The organism is Nocardiopsis oceanisediminis (genome assembly GCF_048595525.1).
GTDB lineage: Bacteria > Actinomycetota > Actinomycetes > Streptosporangiales > Streptosporangiaceae > Nocardiopsis_A > Nocardiopsis_A oceanisediminis.
On record NZ_JAFMZJ010000001.1, the window covers coordinates 1,541,142 to 1,558,139 of the forward strand.

Below are 16,998 nucleotides of genomic sequence, written 5' to 3' on the forward strand. Positions count from 1 at the left end.
GCCCGGGGACATGGACCTGCCCACTTACACCAATATCTGGCGCATCGAGAAGCGGCTGTACAAGCTGTACGACTTCCGCCTGCCGCAACCGCTCTCGGTCGTCACCCTCGGTGTGTTCCTGGGCGTCCTCGCCATCTGGGCGATGCTGCTCCGGCTGGTCGGCTTCCCGCTGGAGACCCCCTGGCACGTCGTCTGGATCGTCCCCCCGTTCGTCATCACCTTCCTCGCCACCCGGCCGGTGATCGAGGGCAAGCGCCTCACCGAGCTGCTCGCCTCCCAGCTGCGCTTCCTGGCCGAGGCCCGGGTCTACACCCGGCTCTCGCCCGAGCACGAGCCCGCCGAGGTCCGGGTCGTGGTGACCGTCTGGCACCGCGACCCGGCCGCAGGCCCGCTGCCCGCGGTGACCAGGACCCGCATCGTCCGCCCCCGCAAGCGCGCCCGCGCGGTCGAGGAGGAGCGGACCGGCACCCGGCCCGGCGCCGCCGCGCCCCCGCTCTCCGCCCCGGAGTCCCGCCGCCCCGCCGCCGGACCGGAGCCACTGGCCCTGCCCGGCGCCGACCGGACCGGGCCCGCGCGCGGCGAGCCCGCGCCCCCGCCGCTCCGGCTCGCCTCCGCACCGGCGGAGGCGGCCCCGCGGCCGCAGCGGGAGGCGGAGCCCGCCCCCGCCCAGGAGCCCGAGCCCCTCCCCGAGGCCCCGGAGCCGCCGCCCCTCGCCGAAGCGGGGGCGGAGGCCCCGGCCGCCGGGGCGCAGGCCGCCCCGGACCCCGGGGAGGAGCCCGGGGAAGAGCGCTCCGAGCCCGCCCTCCGGCACCGCCCGGCCCGCCCCCGCCCGGAGCGCGGCGGCCCCGCGGGGGACCGCCGCGGCATCGGCACCAGGATGCTCAACTACTTCGGTTTCGGTCTGAACCGATCCAAGGAGCGGAGCCCGTCCCCGGAGGAGGAGGCGGAGCAGGCCCCGGTCACCGCGCCGCTCTCCGCCGAGCGCGGCGAGAGCGCCGAGCGCGACCGGCGCGCGGCGCTGGCCGCCGCGCGCCGGGAGAGCGAGGAGTGGCTGCTCAGCGTCCGCGACCCGGCGGACGGCCCGCCCGAGGAGGAGCCGGAGCAGGCGTCCCGCGCGGACAGCGAGGCCCGCCGCCGCGCCGAGGAGATGATGGCCGCGCCCGCCCCCGAGCAGCGGCACACCTCCGCCGCGGCCGACCCCGCCCGGACCGGGGAGGACGGGGAAGAAGAGGAGACCGCCGCCGCCGACCGGGAGCGGACCGGCGAGCAGGCGGAGCCGGACCGCGCCTCCCTGCGCCGGCTGCGCGGCCGGGTCCAGGGCGTGCGGGTCGCCCGCCGCCTGGAGCAGGAGCGCGCCGACCGGGCGGGCGAGCGGATGCAGGCCGCACCGCCCGCGCCGCGCGTCCGCGGCGCCGGCACCCCGGCCGGCCCCGAGGAGGCCGCCGCCCAGGAGCGGCCCGCCCCCGCCCGCCGCCCGCACGCCGCCCCGTGGGAGCTGCCCGAGCGCGGCGCCCCGTCCGGAACCGGCGAGCGGGCCGGGGCCGGGAAGGGCACCGGGGAGAGCGGGGCCGAACCGGGCGCCGCCGAGGACGGCTCCGCCGACTCCGGAAAGCGGAGGCTGGAGGCGCTCGACCGGCACCTCGCCCAGGTCGACACCCCCGCCCCGCCCGCCCCCCGGTTCGCCGAGGCCGACGGCCCCGGCGCCGCCCGCCGGAACTCCTCCGGCTGGTTCACCGAGGCGCGCGGCACCGAACCCGCCCGCCCCGGGCAGGCCGGGACGCCGCAGCGGCCGGAGAAGGCGCGGAAGGCCGAGGAGGAGAAGAAGGCCAAACCCGGCCTCCAGCTCGACCACGGCACCGGCGACCAGGAGAGCTTCGCCGCGACCCTGCCCGCCCCCGCCGACCGGGGCGGAGCCGGGCAGGAGCCCGCCGCTGAGCGCAAGTCCGAGTACGAGCTGGACCACGGCACCGGCGAGCACGAGAGCTTCGCCGACACCGCCGCTCCGGACGCGGCGGCCCAGCCGCCCGCCGCCCGCGCGGAGGCCGCCGGAACCCCCGCCCCGGCCGAGCCCGCCGCCCAGGCCGAACCGCCCGGGGCCGGGCCGGGCAAGTCGGAGTACGAGCTGGACCACGGGACGGGCGAGCACGAGAGCTTCTCCTCCGCGCTGCCCGGGACCGGCCCGGACGCGACCGCCGACCGCGAGGCCGATGCGGACGCCGCCCCCCGGCGGGAGGACGGCCCGAAAACCGGACCCGAGTCCGGAAACGCCGCGGAGAATGCGGCCGCCCCGGCCGCGCAGGCGCCGGACTCCCGGCCCGGAGGCCGGACGGGCGGGCAGCGGGACGACGCGCGGCCGAGCACCGCCGAGGCCACGGCGGAGGCCGCCGCCGGAACCGATGGGACGGCGGCCGAAGCCGTCCCGTCCGCCGCCTCTGACCAGGCGCCCACCGGGGCCGAGGCGTCCGCGCGGCCCGACGGAGGCCCCCGGGGCGCGGCGGGCCCCGGCCCGGTCGCCGAGCCGGACGCCTCCCGGGCCCCCGCCGCCCCGGCGGAGGCCGGAGCAGCGGAGAGCGCCCCCGCCGCGCCGCAGCGGACCACCGAGGCGGAGGCGGCCGGCGAGGAGCGCCCGGACCGCGACGAGACCGGCGGCGCCGTGGAGACCGGTGCGTCCCCGGCCCGGCAGGCCGAGGCCCCCGCGGCCGCCTCCGCGCACCCCGGCCCTGAGTCGGGCCCCGCCGCCGAGAAGACCGAAGCCGCCTCCGAGGAAGCGGGCGGGTCCGCCCCCGCCGCCGGGACCACCGGCGCGGAGGAGGCCCGCAGCGACCGCGCGGAGCCCGCGCCCGAGGCATCCGGAGAGCGGCCGACCGGGACCGCCCGGCCCGCCACCGAAGGAACCGCCGAGACCTCCGCCGAGAAGCCCGCGGACGGACGGCCCGAGGCCCCCGCCGTCCCCGGCACCGGTGCCCCGGACACCGCCGCCGCCGCCGAGCGGCCGGAGCCCGAGCCGAGCGCCCCGCCCGCCAAGTCCGGCTACGAGCTGGACCACGGCACCGGCGAGCACGAGAGCTTCGTCGCCACCGCCGCCCCCGAGCGGGAGGTGCAGGCCCCCGACGAGTTCGCCTCGGAGACCCGCGGGGAGAGCGCCGCCCCGGCCGGTCAGGGGCGCGCCGCCGAGCAGGCCGCCTCCGCCGCCTTTGCCCGCGCCGCCGAGGTGCCCTCCGGCTCGGCCGAGCCGGCCGGCGGCGACACGGCCGAAAGGGCGGCGGAGTCCGCGGCCCCGGCCGCCGGCGCACGCCCCGCCGGCCAGGCCGCCTCCACCGCTCCCGAGCGGAAGGCCGAAGCGCCCGCTGCGGAGGCGTCCGCCGGCCGCGCCGAGACGGCCGCCTCCGGCCCCGCTGAAAAGGCCGCGGAATCCGCCGCCCCGGCCGCCGACGCGCGCCCGGAGCCCGCACGCCCCGCCGCCGAGGCGCCCGCCGCGCTCCCCGCCGAGCAGGCGCCCGCCGCCGGCCGGCGGTCGGCCCCGGCCGCGCCCGAGCGCGGAGCCGAACCCAAGCGCACCACCGCCGAGGACCTGGCCGCGGCCGAGGAGGCCGCCTTCCGGGCGCGCCAGTCCCGGCTGGGCCGCACCGCGGAGCGGCCGGACCGCGACGCCTCCCCGGAGCGCCCCTCGGAGCACGGCCCCGCCGCGCCCGCCGGAAACGGCGACCGCCCGGCCCGCGCCGACCGCTCTGTCGCCGAACGCCCTGCCGCCGACCGGAGCGAGAAGGCCTCCGACGGCGCCGCCCCGCCCCCCGGCGGCGAAGAGGGCGTCTTCAGCCGGGTGGCGGAGAACGCCCGCCGGCTGAGCAGCCTGTTCGGCGGCCCGGACGCGGGCCGCGCCGAAGAGCCGCGCCGCCCCCGGAAGAACGGCGCGGAAGAGCGCACCGCCCCCGCCGGCCGGGCCGCCGACCGCCCCGCCGCCCAGGACCCCGACGCGGACGCCAAGCCCGCCCTCCAGCTCGACCACGGCACCGGCGAGCAGGACCGGCTCCCGCGCGGCGGCGACCGGGACGCCGCCGGCGCGGACGCCGCCCCGGACGCCTCCGCCCCCGCCGGGAACGGCCGCGCCGCCGCCCCGGCGCCCGCCCCCGGCTCCCCGGCCTCCGCCGACTCCGGCGGCACCCGCGGCTGGCGCCGCCTGGCCCGGGTCGTCACCGGCGGATCGGCCGCCGCCCCCAAGGCGACGGGCCCGCAGACCGGCGACGTCGACCGGATCCGCTGCGACATCGGCCGGCCGCGCCGGATCGTCGTGCTCGGCTGCACCGGCGGGGCCGGCCAGACCGTCACCGCCCTCATGCTCGCCCACACCCTGGCCGCCTACCGGGACGAGCGGGTCGTCGCCGTCGACGTCAACCCGGGCGCCGGCGGCATGTCCCGGCGGATCGGCACGCGGACCCCGGAGACGCTCACCTCCCTGCTGGCCAACGCCGACGGCATCGACGGCTACCAGGCCATGCGCCGCTACACCTCGTCCACCGCCACCGGCCTGGAGGTCGTCTCCTCCCTGGACGACCCCTACGTGCAGACCCTCGACGACCGCGACTACGCCTCCCTGGCCGACCTGCTCTCCGGGTTCTACGAGGTCGCGGTCCTCGACCCGGCGGCCACCGGCGTCGCCCGCGCCCTGCCCACCGCAGACGGACTGGTGCTGGTCGCCCCCGCCAGCGCCGACGCCGCCCGCTCGGTGGCGATGACCTTCGAGTGGCTGGACGGGCACGGCTACGCCGACCTGCGCTCCCGCTCCGTCGTCGTGGTGAACGGCGTCAGCAGGCGCAGCCTGACCGACGTGGACGAGGCGGAGCAGGTGGCCCGCGGCCGCTGCCGCGCCATCGTCCGCGTCCCCTGGGACGACCACATCACCTCCGGAGACCTCGGCGGCACCGAGGAGCTGCGCACCAGCACCCGCCGCGCGCACGCGGCGCTGGCCGGCGTCCTCATGCACGCACTCTCCCCGGAGGGCCGCCCGGCCCCCGGCCGCACCACCCGCACGGAGGCGCACCGATGACCCGCCGCGCCACCGGGCCCCGGACCACCGCCCGCGGCGCGCCGAGACCGGCGCCGCGGCCAGGCGGACGGGAACAGCCGAGACAGCACACCAGCACCCGGGAGGGGCAGCGATGAACAGCAGGGGCGGGAGCCGGCTCTCGGTCCGCTACTTCGACGACCGCATCCTGCTCAGCGACTCGGAGGCCTGGGCCTACTTCCGGCTCCCCACGGTCTCCTACGAGTTCTCCACCCCGGAGGAGCGGGAGGCGCTGGCCACCAACGTCACCATCGCGCTCGCCGCGATCCGGATGGACGACGCCGAGGTGCACCTGCGGGTCGCGCACCGCACCTACCCGGCGGCGCAGTGGGCGACCCGGCTGGACGAGACCTCCGACTCCGGGCCCGGCTGGTACGACTACCTCGACGAGATGTACCGGCACGTGTGGGCCAAGGACTTCTGGACCAAGGAGGTCTACCTCGGGGTCCGGCTGGGGATCCGCGGCGGCGTCCGCGGCCAGCTCAAGCAGGGCGCCCTCGCTCAGCTGCTCGGCGCCTACCAGCGCTCCGAGCAGGTGCTGGGCATCGAGGACCCGGCCATCGACGCCAAGGAGCTGGCCCGCTGGACCGAGCAGTCCGAGCGGCTCGGCCGGGCGCTGGCCGCCAGCTCGCTGCACGCCCGGCACGCCACCGCCAACCAGGTCGCCTGGCTGCTCCGGCACGCGGTGGCCGGCACCGCGGAGGAGCCCCGGTCGTCGGCGGCCGCCCGCCGCACCTGGGGGCGCGGCGAGATCGAGCAGCTGGTGGAGGGGGTCGTGCACAACGGCCGCTCGATGCTGCGGCTGGAGCAGTTCGCCGGCGACACCTACGTCGCCTACCTGTCGTTCTCCCGCTTCCCGGACCTGATGCCGTTCCCCGACGGCGAACCGTGGATGCACCACTCCGACGCGCTGCCGTTCCCGGTGGAGATCAGCTCCCGGATGAAGCTGATCCCGCCCGCCAAGGCCAGCAAGGACGTCAGCCGCAAACTCGCGCACGCCCGGGACATGGACGCCCACATCCGGGAGGCCGGCGCGGACATGCCGATCGCGCTGGCCGAGCAGATCGACGCCGCCCGCATGCTGGAGCACGGCATCACCAAGGAGCGGCTGCCGTTCGTCTACGGCTGGCACCGGCTGATGGTGTCGGCGCCCACCGAGAGCGAGCTGGTGCAGCGGGTCGAGGCGGTGGTGGAGCACTACCGCGACATCGGCATCGACGTGGTCAACTCCACCGGCGACCAGCTGTCGCTGTTCAACGAGTCGCTGCCGGGGGACCGGATCCGGCTCGGCGCCTACGCCCAGCGCCAGCCGCTGCGCACCATCGCCGGCGGCATGCCCACCGCCACCGTGGACCTGGGCGACCGGCGCGACCCCAGCCAGGGCGGGGGCGGCTGGACCGGCCCCTACATCGGCGAGACCCTGGGCCGGGCCCGGTCCATCGTGCACTTCGACCCGATGGTCGCCGCGGCCCGCAACCGCCCCACCGCCATCGCGATCACCGGCGAGCCGGGCGGCGGCAAGACCACCCTGGCGCTGCTGCTCATCTACCAGCTGGCGCTGCGCGGGGTGACGGTCACCGCGATCGACCCGAAGGGGGACGCGGAGTCCCTGGTCCGGCTGCTGCAGCGGCGCGGCCGCAAGGCGCGGATCATGTCGCTCGGCTCGGCCCAGCCCGGCCTGCTGGACCCGTTCGCCTTCGGCGACGACCTGCCGACGAAGAAGACCATGGCGACGGAGACGCTGCGGCTGCTGCTCCCGCGGATGAGCGAGGAGCGCGAGTCCGCGATGATCCAGGCGGTCGCGGCCGTCTCCAACCAGCCCAAGCCGAGCCTGGCCAAGGTCGTGCAGTACCTGGAGCGCTCGCACGACCCGGCCTCGCGCAACCTCGGCGCGGTGCTCCAGTCGATGTCGGAGATGCGGCTGGCCAGCCTCTGCTTCGACCCGCAGGGCGACGCCCAGGTCGACACCGAGGGGTGGACCACGGTGTTCACCCTGGGCGGGCTGACCCTGCCGGACTCCACCATCCAGCGCGACGACTACTCCTATGAGCAGCGGCTCAGCGTGGCGCTGCTCTACCTGGTCAGCCAGTTCGCCCGGCGGCTGATGAACGGGCTCGACCGCCACCTGCCCAAGGCGATCTTCCTGGACGAGGCGTGGGCGGTGACCTCCACCCCCGAGGGCGCCAAGCTCGTGCCGGAGGTCAGCCGGATGGGGCGCTCCCGCAACACCGCGCTGATCCTGGTCAGCCAGAACGCCGGGGACCTGCTGAACGAGCAGGTCACCAACTGCCTGTCGAGCGTGTTCACCTTCCGGTCGAGCGAGCGCTACGAGGTGGAGAGCGTGATGTCGCTGCTGGGGGTCGAGCCGACCGAGGAGCACCAGGCGATGCTCCGCAACCTCGGCAACGGCGAATGCATCTTCCGCGACCTCGACGGGCGCGCCGGCCGCATCGGCGTCGACCTGATCTCCGAGGAGCTGCTGCGCTGGCTGGACACCAACCCGACCCGGCAGCACCCCGACCAAGAGGAAGAAGCGGCCTTCGAGGGCGCGGAGGCACTGATCGGCACCGGCAGGGGCAACGGGCAGGAACGGTGATCATGCGGCGGCGGCAGCAGGCGGCGCGGGCGGCAGCACGGACGGTGGAGCGGGACGGGACGGCCGACCGGACGGGGGGCCGAAGGCGGAAGGCACGCAGGGCATGGGGGGAGAAGGGCCGGCTGCGCCGGTCCTTGTCCATGCTGGTGATGGCACTGGCGTTCGTACTGGTGCCGGTGGGATCGGCCTGGGCGGACCCGGCGGACGAGGAGACCACGGCGCCTGCGGGGTCACTGTGCCCGGGGGAGCCTGCGCCGCAGCCGGAGATGGCCGGTACCGGTTCTGATGGGCTGCTCGTTCCGCCTGAATCGCAATCCGCGGTTGTTGGATCACCGGATGGGCTCCCCCCGGACGCCAGCATCTATGGTCAGTACGGGACAGCAGGACAGCAGTGGCACGTAATTCGTGAGAGCTGCGTCGACAAGATGAGCGCGAGCGCTGTGGCCACCTTGAGCAACAGCGTATGGGACCTGTCGAAAACGATCAACCAGTCCACAGTCACCGTCTATCAGGCCGCGACGTCAAACGGCCTGCTCGCCAGTTTCAATGACCTGGTTGTCAGTACCATAACGCAGCTCAGGTCTGGTATTTGGGAGCCTCTTCTTCCTACTGTCATTATTCTTGGGGCGGTGTGGCTCGGCTGGTACGGGCTGATCCGAAAGCGTTTGACTCTGACGATCGAGAGCACTGTCTGGATGGTCCTGGCGACGGCTTTGGGGCTCTGGATAATGGTGAACCCCGGGAATGTCCTCTCGCTGGCCGGTGGAATAGTAAATTCCGGTACACAGTTGATCAACAATGCTGTTGCGAAGATCTCTTACTCCGGTGGGACGACTGCATGCCCGGCCGGAGCGGAGTCGGTCGAGCAGGCGGACTGGGAGAGCGACAGTGACTTCGCGGTCCGCAAGAACTCCGACATGCTCTGGAGCAGTCTGGTCTGCCAGCCGTGGGTGGCTGGTGTCTTCGGTAGTGGAACCGCAGGGGATGACGCTGCGGAATACTACGCGGTGGATCTTCTCGCCGCGCAGGGGATCAGTCGGACAGAGCAGCAGCAGATCAATGACGGTGACGTTGATCCTGCTGAGCTCGTTGAAGAAAAGCAGGCGCAATACGAAGAGATCGCGTCGGGGATGGAACGTACCTACCCGGCCCAGTATCCGCTCTTCTCGGGAGATCAGCAGGGGCAGCGCTTGGGGGTCTCCTTCTTGGCTCTCTTTGCGGCTGTCTTCGCCGGAGGGCTGATCCTTGCAGGATCAGTGGCGCTAATAGTTCTCAAAATCGGCTTCATGCTGCTGCTTCTCCTGGCTCCTGTATTCCTGCTCATCGGAGTGCATCCGGGGTATGGTAGGACCGTTCTCCTCCGCTGGGTGGAGATGCTGTTCGGGCTGTTGTTGAAGCAGATTTTCATCGTTCTATTGATCGCCTTGCTCGTCATGTGCTACGGGATGGTGATGTCCACATCGCTCGGATGGGGACTCCAGATGATCCTCATGGCGCTCTTCACGCTGGCGCTCTTCATCTACCGAAAGCCGTTCGCCCACCTCTTCGCTTCTGTGAACGCGAATACCTTCACCTCCCGGATGGTCAACGACACATTGGCGAGCAAGGCGTTGGGTAACAGCGCGAACGTCCTGCCCCCGGTCGCTTACATGCGGGCGCAGCGCTGGGGACTCCGGCGCGCTCCCCAGCTCGCTGCGACAGCAGGTGGTTTTCCCGCAGGCCCCGGTGGGGGAACAGAGCAGCAGGGCGGTCAGGTCGCCGGAGCGGGCGCGGCCGAGCAGAGCGAAGGCGAGGGGGCCTCGGGAGCTCGCTCGGAAGGCCGTCGCGTTCGAGGTACCACGGGATACGGGCACACGCGCGGGAAGTCTGGGCCGCCGCCGCTCAAACTGGGCGGAAACGAATCCGCGGGTGCAGAGCAGCGCACGGGATCGTCTACCTCTACCTCCCGGACCTCTGCGGAGGCTCCGAGCCTGGGCAACGCGGCCTACAGCGGTGGTACGGGATCCGGCTCCTCGTCCGCACCCTCGTCCTCCGCTGGCTCCATTCCGCCCCGTCCCGCAGGCGGCTACCGGGGCACCGGAGACACCGGATGGGCCTCGGTCTTCGGTACGAGCAGCGGAAGCGGGCAGCGTGCCGCCTCCGGCCGGTCGGACGGCGGGAACGAGCGGACTTCCGGTGCGCCTTCGCCGACGAGCGGTTCCGGGATCTTCTCCAGTCGGGAGCCCGCCCGCCCGGAGGGGAACACCAACGGCCGCTCGCGCTGGGGCGAGCACCGGTCCCGCCGGGAGAAGGCGGCGCCGCCTCCGCGCCAGCCCCGGCAGCCCGCCGCGCGCGGCGGGGAGGGTGGGAACTGGTTCAAGTCCAGCGGCAAACGCGACCCGGACCGTCCGATCAGCCCGTTCTGGACCGGGTCCGAGGGGCAGCGCCGGGCCAACCGGGACGTCCCCTTCTGGCTGCGGGACAGCGACTCGTGACCGGCGGCGGTCCCGGCGGGCTGAGCCGGCAGCACCTTTTCCGTAGCGGACACCGCGGAGGATTCCCCCGTCATGCCCAAGACGCTTACTGACCGGCAGCAGCGCTTCGTCTTCGGAGGGCTGGTCGTCGTCCTGGTGGCCTTCGGCGTCTACCTGAGCTTCGGCGGCTTCGGCGGTGTTGACGAGCAGGGCGGGCGGGAGCCGCAGGCGGGCTCATCCTCGGGGGTGGGTGGGCCGGCGACGGCCGCGCCGAGCCCGATCCCGACCACCGCCGTCGAGGACATGCGGGTGCTCGACTGGCTGCCCTTCGAGGAGGCCGAGCTGAAGGCCGCGGGGGCGACCGCCCAGGCGTTCGGCGAGGCCTACGGGACGATCGACTACACGGCTTCGCCGGAGGACTACTACGCCTCGATGGAGGAGCTGGCCGCGGAGGAGTACGCGAAGACGCTCGCGCGGAGTTCGGGGGCGGGCGCCTTCTGGTCGGAGATGAGTGAGAAGAAGACGGTCGCCGAGGGGCGTGCGGACGTCCGGTCGATCCGCAGCTTCGACAAGTCCTCCGTCGTGTTCGTGGTCAAGGTCCAGTCGATCGTCGAGAACGACGAAGGGGCCGACGAGGACCTGGGCGACTACGCGGTGACCGTGCAGAAGAAGGGGTCCCGGTGGGAGGTCTACGACTTCCAGCCGGCCGACGCCGGGAACGTGGGTGGGAAGTGACCCCGGACGGTTCGAGACTGCCGATCGTGCTACCCCCTGGCAGGTGATGGAATGCTCTCCCCCTTCGTGAAATCCCCTTCCGGAGACGACGGCTCCTGTGCAACGCGACTGGCCATCGCCGTGGGCCTGTTCATGCTCGGAGCCATTGCCTTGGTGATGGTCGTGATGCCTGCGATGACCATGAACCCCGCAGGGCTGCTGGCCTTGCAATGCACTCCAGGGGGGTCCTCCGAGCAGACGGAGAGCAGCGGATACGCAGAGGACTCCATCCCGGAGAACTACTTGGATCTTTACAAGAAGTGGGGGGAGGAGAAGGGGGTCCCGTGGAACATCCTGGCGGGGGTCGGTCAGGTGGAGAGCAAGCACGGCCGCTGGGACGGTCCGGGGATCACCGAGGGGCACAACGACTGGGGTGCAGCCGGTCCGATGCAGTTCGGCGCGCTGGACGGATCGGCCGCGGGGAACAGCTGGGGAGGTCGGCCGGTCATGAAGACCGAGGAGCGGCCGGAGGAGGGGTATGGCCAGGACGGCAACGAGGACGGAATCGTCAGTGTCTACGACCCGGAGGACGCCATCCCGGCCTCGGCCGACTACCTGATCGCGCACGGGATCAAGGACGACGTCCGGCAGGCCATCTACGGCTACAACCACGCGTGGTGGTACGTGGATGACGTGCTGGGGTGGGCGGACAAGTACGCCGACGGAGACTTCGACCCCAGCGAGTCGGTGAAGGTCGGCGTCGAGTGCAACGTCAACGAGGACGGGCTGCCGATCGGGCGGGCTCCGGACGAGTTGTCGCAGGCGGTGGTCGACTGGGCGCTGGCCCAGCGGGGGAAGTCATATGTCTATGGCGCGACCGGGCCGAACACGTTCGACTGCTCGGGGCTGACGATGAAGGCGTACGAGAGCGTCGGGGCGACGATTCCGCGGATCTCCCAGGACCAGTGGGGTTTCGGGCCGAAGATTCCGCAGGGGGAGGAGCAGCCGGGTGACCTGGTCTTCTTCGACGTCTCGAGGTCGTACGAGCCGCCAGGGCCGGGGCACGTCGGAATGGTGGTCGGCGACGGGCTGATGGTGGAGGCCTGGTGCACCGACTGCGGGCCGATCGCGGTGCGTGAGTACGATAACCCGAACCGCGCGGACATCCTTGGGTTCACGAGGCCGCTGGAGCACCCGGACGTGAAAGCTCAATTGGAGTCTCGCGGGGGAGAAGGGTAAAGTTTCCCGCTCAGAGGAGTTCTAGGAAGTGAACGGCAGAAAAGAGAAAAAGAAGAAAGGTCTGCATGGATGGCGGGCGTTTCTTGTCGTGTTCGCTTCCGGGACCCTGGCCGCTTTTTTGGTGGTGGGATTGATCGTTGGAGGGTTGCGATTGTTCGCTTCGACGATCACCTCGGGATTGCAAGGCGAAGGGTCTTCTTCGCAAGGCTTTGTGGAGCAAAGTGCGAAGCCGCAAGTCAGTGTCCCTCCAGGCAAGTTGGATGTTTGCGGAAGGACGCTTCCCACAACCGATGGAATTGATATTGATCGGTTGGACGGCGAAGAAGATTACCATGATGACGCCCTGGGGGGCGAGGGCGAATCAGGGGAGAGGGTCGTAAGGGATGAGTGTGACTGGGAGTTGACTCCGGCGTACACGTCGATTAACAAATGGAGCTTCACCTTCTCTTATGAGGCAATCCTGGAGTCTTCGGGGGAGGATAGAGAAGATCGTGCCATCCGTCTCTTTGATGATTGGAAAATGGAGTCGCAGAAGGATTTCTCGGAGATCATCAATGAAGGGGAAGGGGGGTACTCCGATCAAAGCTACTTTATATACGGTGAGGTTGAGGGAGGTGCGGAGGGTGCTATGAGTGCTCTAGTTCGTACGCGGAGTGCAGTGTACGAGATGCGTATCGTTGGCGATCCGGGGCGGGAGGAGCGAATACCTGAGGGGGCGTTCAGTCATGAGATCGACAACATGGTCGAGAGGCTGGATCAGGCGTTCAATGCCAGGATACCGGAGTGATCTAGATATCTTCCATCTTGATGAAGGAGATCCATTCAATTGGAGGGAGGGATAGGATCTCTCCTTCGGGTCTTTTTGAGTCTCGAATCTGGACGCTATTGTCGATAAGGTCTCTGGCCTCCAGGCACTCCTGCCCTTCGGGGCTGCTGTAGCTGCTCTTCTTCCAGATCATTTTTCCTCCTCTGCGAGCTTGTCGACTAGTAGTGAGAGGTGGCTGTTCGAAGCTTCGGCAGGTAGGGCCGCCTTCGATAGTCCGGAGAACCTGTCGACATACCTCTGAACTTCATCGGGTTCTTCCAGGAATATCCCGTCGCGAGATATGTCTATGAAGACGACGCTCCCCTGCTGTCCGGGAGGGAAGCTGAGGACAGCAAATTGCCCAGTGACTCCCTGATGTCCCCCGAAGGCGTCGGGAATCACTTGTATCTTTGCGCTTCCCGTTTCATTGAGCAGCATGAGGTGCAGGAGCTGCTCGCGCATCGTGAGTGCGCCTCCGACGAGCTTCCGGAGGGCTGCTTCATCGATGATGGCTCGTACCTTTGGAGGCGCTGCGCGCTCCATGATCGCTTGGCGTGCGAGTCGGGCTTCAACTCGGCGCTTGACCTCGTGTGGATCGGTGACGCCACCGGAGCGGATGAGGGCTTTGGCGTAGGAGGAAGTCTGAAGCAGGCCAGGGATCATCAAAGCCCCGAACAGCCGGATCTCAGAGGACTGGGCTTCAAGGCTCACATAGGAGCCAGGTCCAAGGACGTCGTGGTAGCGGACCCACCATCCTTTCTCCTTGGCCTGCTTCGCCATGGCGATCAGTGCTTGGATCCGACCTGCTTCCTGCACGCCGTAGAGCCTGCAGAGGTCGCGTATGTCCGTTTCTTTGAGGCGCTTCCACTGGCTCCGTTCGATCCGGTTCACCTTGGAGCGGTCCCAACCGAGGTGCTGTGCCACCTCCAAGGTGTCAAGGCCGGCTGCCTCGCGGAGCTGCTTGAGCTCGTTGGACAGGCGTCGGTGGCGCACGGTCGGGGTGTGCTCGTCAGTCACTGAGCCTCCTGCTGTGGGTCGCTAGCCGATCCTAAGGCGATGCCGGGCACTTGTACTTACCTCCAAGGCTCAAGTTCTGCTTGCAAAATACCTCGGAGGTAAATGATACTGACGGTAAGCGGTCGACTCGTCACTCTCAGGGTTGGCCATGCACCTCAGGTGGTGACACATGCTCATGTCCTCCTACTCCGGCTCACCTCTCCACCCCCTCTACGCCCTGGCCAAGGAGCTCGAAGCCCGCGGCCTCGGCGTCTCCGTCGACACCTCTGTCTCGGTCGTCGACGCCTTCCTCCCCGGCCCCGAGGCCGCCGATCCCGCCCGCCGCTACGCCCGTACCTCCTCCTTCCAGCGCGCCGTCCTCCGCCCCGACCCGATCAGCGCGCACCCCTGGTGGTGGCTGCTCTGGCCCGGGGAGCGCTTCAAGACCGAGAGCGCCGAGCCCGAGCTCACCCGGCTCCTCCCCGTCGAGGACACCGCCGACGTCGCGCGCCGCATGCGCAACATCCTCATCCTCGACAGCACCGAGTAGAACCCCCGACCCCTCCCGCAAAGGACCGAAACCATGTCCCACGACCGACCGGCCCTCGACCCCCGCATCCGCCGGGTCCTCGCCGGCCCGCCCGGTGCCCGCTTCTCCCGATCCCGCCCCTACACCGACCCGCCCCCGGCCACGCCGCCCGACCTCCCGCGCCCCCTCCTCTCCCCGCACTCCCGCGCGGGCCGCCCCCGAGACGGCAGCGACCTCCCGCCCTGGCTCCGGCAGACCGCCGACCAGCTCAGCCCCGCCGCCCGCGACGCTGCCCCCACCAGCGGAGACGTCCGCGAACTCGCCGCCGCCCGCCGCAGCCGGCCCGACCTCGCCCGCCCGCGTTCCCGCCGCTCCTGGCACCCGTCCAGCCGCGCCTACCGCCGCTTCAAGCGCCGCGCCCTCCGCAGCACCGGTGGCCTGACCTTCTACTACTTCGCCGCCTACGAGATGCTCCCCTACTCCTGCAGCGTCCTCGCGGTCCTCCTCCTCGCCCACCTGCTGAACCTGTTCCCCTGAGCCCTCGAACCGGCGCTCCGCCCGCTTGGGGGCCGGGCGGAGCGCCTTTCCCTACCCCGCGCTGATTTATCGATCGGTCTCGCTCCGTCGGCCCGTACGGGGGTGTGCCGCTGGACCGGTCGATCATTCATGGCGCTTCTCTGTCTGCTCGCCGGCCAAGGGGGTAGTCGGTCAGACTTCTTGTAGCAGGTCGATCTCGGCCTGCAGCTCTTGGAGTAGGGCGGTCATTTCGCTGCGGCTTAAGTTGTGCTTGGTCTTGATCCTCCAGGTTCGTAGCATCTGTTGCTTTGCCTCTTCTTTGGCCTCGAGAGTGGTGGCGGCTTCTGCCTTTTCTTTGTAGAGAGCTGCGGCGTAGTTGGCGGTCTCGCGAAGGGCTTCGAAGAGAACCACGTCTGAGACGTCCGGGCCGAGGTCCTGGGGTTCTCGCGCGTTAGGTGATCCTTTCGTTCAGATTGGGGCAATCGCTGCCGTATCAGAGAGTGGAAGGGAAGGGGGCACTCCGGTTTCGGTTGCAGGTCGCCCGTGTGGCTGCGCAGAGCATTGCCGCACCCTTTTGTCTTTGGGGTGTCGACTCGACTTCCCTGGAAATTGAATTCCCGATTTCGAAGTCGAAGATCCATTTTAGTTGTTTTGATGGTGTACTGTATGGGGGTATTGCTTAGGTGTCCCGTAGCCGGTTGATCTCCTCTTGCAGCTCCTGGCGTAGGGTTCGCATTTCTTTGCGGCTGAGGTCGTGCCTCCTCTTGACGCTCCAGGCTCGCTCCATTTTCCGTTGGGCCTCTTCTTCGGCCTCGGGGGTGGTGGCAGCTCTTTTCTTCCGCAAGTATGCGACCACGGCGCGGTCGGCGGTCTCGCGGAGGGCTTCGAAGAGAACCACGTCCGGGACGTTCGGGCTGGGATCTTCTTGTCCTTGCACGGTGGTGATCCTTTCGTTCGGATTGGTGTGATCACTGCCGCATCGGGTTTCACTTCGCAGAGGGCGAGCATGGCTCATGAACCCCGTAGCCGGTCGATCTCGGCCTGTAGTTCCCGGCGCAGGGAGATCATCTCGTCGCGGCTCAGGTTGCGCTTGTCCATGACCCTCCAGGCTCGGAGCATCTGCTGTTTGGCCTCTTCTTTGGCCTCGGGGGTGGCGGCTGCTTCTGCCTTCCGCATGTAGGCGCCGGCAGCGCGGCTGGCGGTTTCGTGAAGGGCGTCGTAGAGGACATCGTCTGAGACGTTCGTTCTGGGGTCCTGGGGATCTCGCACGGTGGGTGATCCTTCCGTTCGGATTGGTGCAATCACTACCGCATCAGAGAGGGAAAGAAGAGAGGGCGCCCGGTCCGGTTTCGGTCACAGGCCGACCACGCGGTCGGGCCGGATACGGAGCCGTGCAGAGTCTTGCCCCGCCCTTCGGGACGTGCTCGGCTGGGCCCATGACGCAACGGGAAGTGCCCCTCGAGCCCGTCCGGCGCGAAGGTCTGCAGGCCCTGCTGGAGCGGCGGCGCAGCACGCGCGACTTCGCCCCCCGGGCGCTGAGCCTGGCCCAGGTCTCTCTCCTGGTGCGGGCGGCGCAGGGGCGGACCGGTGACGGGCGCCGCACAAGCCCGTCGGCGCACGCGCTGTACCCGCTGGCGCTCACCGTGGTCGCGGGTGACGTCGACGGCCTGGCCGCCGGGGTCTACCGGTACGACGCCGAGCGCGATGCGCTGGCCCTGGTCTCCGAGGGCGACCACCGGGCCCGGGTCTCCGACACCACCCTGGCCGACCGCGAATGGCTGCCCCGGGCTCCGGCGCTGCTGCTGATCAGCGGTGACCTGGAGGCGGCCGGCCGGCATTTCGCCGACCAGCCGCCGGGACGGCGGGGCGAGCGGTACGTGTGGCTGGAGGCCGGGCACGCCGGCCAGAACGTCTACCTCCAGGCCGCCGAGGCCGGCCTGGGCGCCGTGCTCGTCGCCGGTTTCGACGACGATCGGCTCCTCGGGCTCGCCCCCGCCGTCGTCCCGCCGGGGAGGCATCCGCTGGGGCTGCTCGGCATCGGCCACCCGGCGGACCGGCGGAGCTGAAGCCGCCCCGCCGGGCGCGCGG

The 16,998-nt window shown here is 70.8% G+C and carries 13 protein-coding genes; 9 read left to right on the forward strand and 4 right to left on the reverse strand.

The window, feature by feature from the left end; all coding sequences use genetic code 11:
* Nucleotides 1-10 precede the first annotated feature (10 nt).
* The 6 genes from J0910_RS06960 (at nucleotide 11) to J0910_RS06985 (ending at nucleotide 12,851) form a co-directional block, all read left to right on the forward strand.
* Nucleotides 11-5,044, forward strand: coding sequence for a TcpE family conjugal transfer membrane protein (locus tag J0910_RS06960; RefSeq protein ID WP_420157693.1), 5,034 nt, complete (start codon nucleotides 11-13; stop codon nucleotides 5,042-5,044).
* 112 nt (nucleotides 5,045-5,156) lie between these two features.
* Complete coding sequence (locus tag J0910_RS06965) at nucleotides 5,157-7,658, forward strand: ATP-binding protein (protein ID WP_420157694.1); 2,502 nt, start codon at nucleotides 5,157-5,159, stop codon at nucleotides 7,656-7,658.
* A 149-nt stretch (nucleotides 7,659-7,807) separates the two neighbouring features.
* Nucleotides 7,808-10,132, forward strand: a complete 2,325-nt coding sequence (locus J0910_RS06970; RefSeq protein WP_420157695.1) for a type IV secretion system protein — start codon at nucleotides 7,808-7,810, stop codon at nucleotides 10,130-10,132.
* Nucleotides 10,133-10,204: 72 nt separating this feature from the next.
* On the forward strand, nucleotides 10,205-10,846 hold the full coding sequence (locus tag J0910_RS06975; protein ID WP_420157696.1) for a hypothetical protein: 642 nt from the start codon (nucleotides 10,205-10,207) through the stop codon (nucleotides 10,844-10,846).
* A 51-nt stretch (nucleotides 10,847-10,897) separates the two neighbouring features.
* Nucleotides 10,898-12,064 carry a C40 family peptidase gene (locus J0910_RS06980; RefSeq protein WP_420157697.1) on the forward strand — a complete coding sequence of 389 codons (1,167 nt, stop codon included), beginning with the start codon at nucleotides 10,898-10,900 and terminating at the stop codon, nucleotides 12,062-12,064.
* A gap of 28 nt (nucleotides 12,065-12,092) precedes the next feature.
* Nucleotides 12,093-12,851 (forward strand): hypothetical protein, encoded by a 759-nt coding sequence (locus J0910_RS06985; protein WP_420157698.1) that lies wholly within the window; start codon nucleotides 12,093-12,095, stop codon nucleotides 12,849-12,851.
* Nucleotide 12,852: 1 nt separating this feature from the next.
* Here J0910_RS06985 and J0910_RS06990 read toward each other — a convergent pair whose 3' ends face one another.
* Together J0910_RS06990 and J0910_RS06995 are read right to left on the reverse strand one after the other, a co-directional pair.
* Nucleotides 12,853-13,023, reverse strand: a complete 171-nt coding sequence (locus J0910_RS06990; RefSeq protein WP_420157699.1) for a DUF397 domain-containing protein — start codon at nucleotides 13,021-13,023, stop codon at nucleotides 12,853-12,855.
* The gene (locus tag J0910_RS06995; protein WP_420157700.1) at nucleotides 13,020-13,886 is read right to left on the reverse strand and encodes a helix-turn-helix domain-containing protein; all 867 of its coding nucleotides are present in this window, start codon (nucleotides 13,884-13,886) and stop codon (nucleotides 13,020-13,022) included. Before J0910_RS06995 ends, J0910_RS06990 begins: the two co-directional genes overlap by 4 nt.
* Before the next feature lie 169 nt (nucleotides 13,887-14,055).
* On the opposite strand from J0910_RS06995, the gene J0910_RS07000 reads away from it, so the two are divergent.
* On the forward strand, nucleotides 14,056-14,415 hold the full coding sequence (locus J0910_RS07000; protein ID WP_420157701.1) for a hypothetical protein: 360 nt from the start codon (nucleotides 14,056-14,058) through the stop codon (nucleotides 14,413-14,415).
* Between the two features lie 33 nt (nucleotides 14,416-14,448).
* Nucleotides 14,449-14,931, forward strand: coding sequence for a hypothetical protein (locus J0910_RS07005; protein WP_420157702.1), 483 nt, complete (start codon nucleotides 14,449-14,451; stop codon nucleotides 14,929-14,931).
* 171 nt (nucleotides 14,932-15,102) lie between these two features.
* Here J0910_RS07005 and J0910_RS07010 read toward each other — a convergent pair whose 3' ends face one another.
* Together J0910_RS07010 and J0910_RS07015 are read right to left on the reverse strand one after the other, a co-directional pair.
* Nucleotides 15,103-15,321: a hypothetical protein gene (locus tag J0910_RS07010; protein WP_420157703.1), complete on the reverse strand. Its 219-nt coding sequence runs from the start codon at nucleotides 15,319-15,321 to the stop codon at nucleotides 15,103-15,105.
* Nucleotides 15,322-15,921: 600 nt separating this feature from the next.
* Complete coding sequence (locus J0910_RS07015) at nucleotides 15,922-16,179, reverse strand: hypothetical protein (RefSeq protein WP_420157704.1); 258 nt, start codon at nucleotides 16,177-16,179, stop codon at nucleotides 15,922-15,924.
* A gap of 167 nt (nucleotides 16,180-16,346) precedes the next feature.
* Between J0910_RS07015 and J0910_RS07020 the strand changes: the two genes are divergently transcribed.
* On the forward strand, nucleotides 16,347-16,976 hold the full coding sequence (locus J0910_RS07020) for a SagB/ThcOx family dehydrogenase (protein ID WP_420157705.1): 630 nt from the start codon (nucleotides 16,347-16,349) through the stop codon (nucleotides 16,974-16,976).
* Nucleotides 16,977-16,998: the final 22 nt, after the last annotated feature.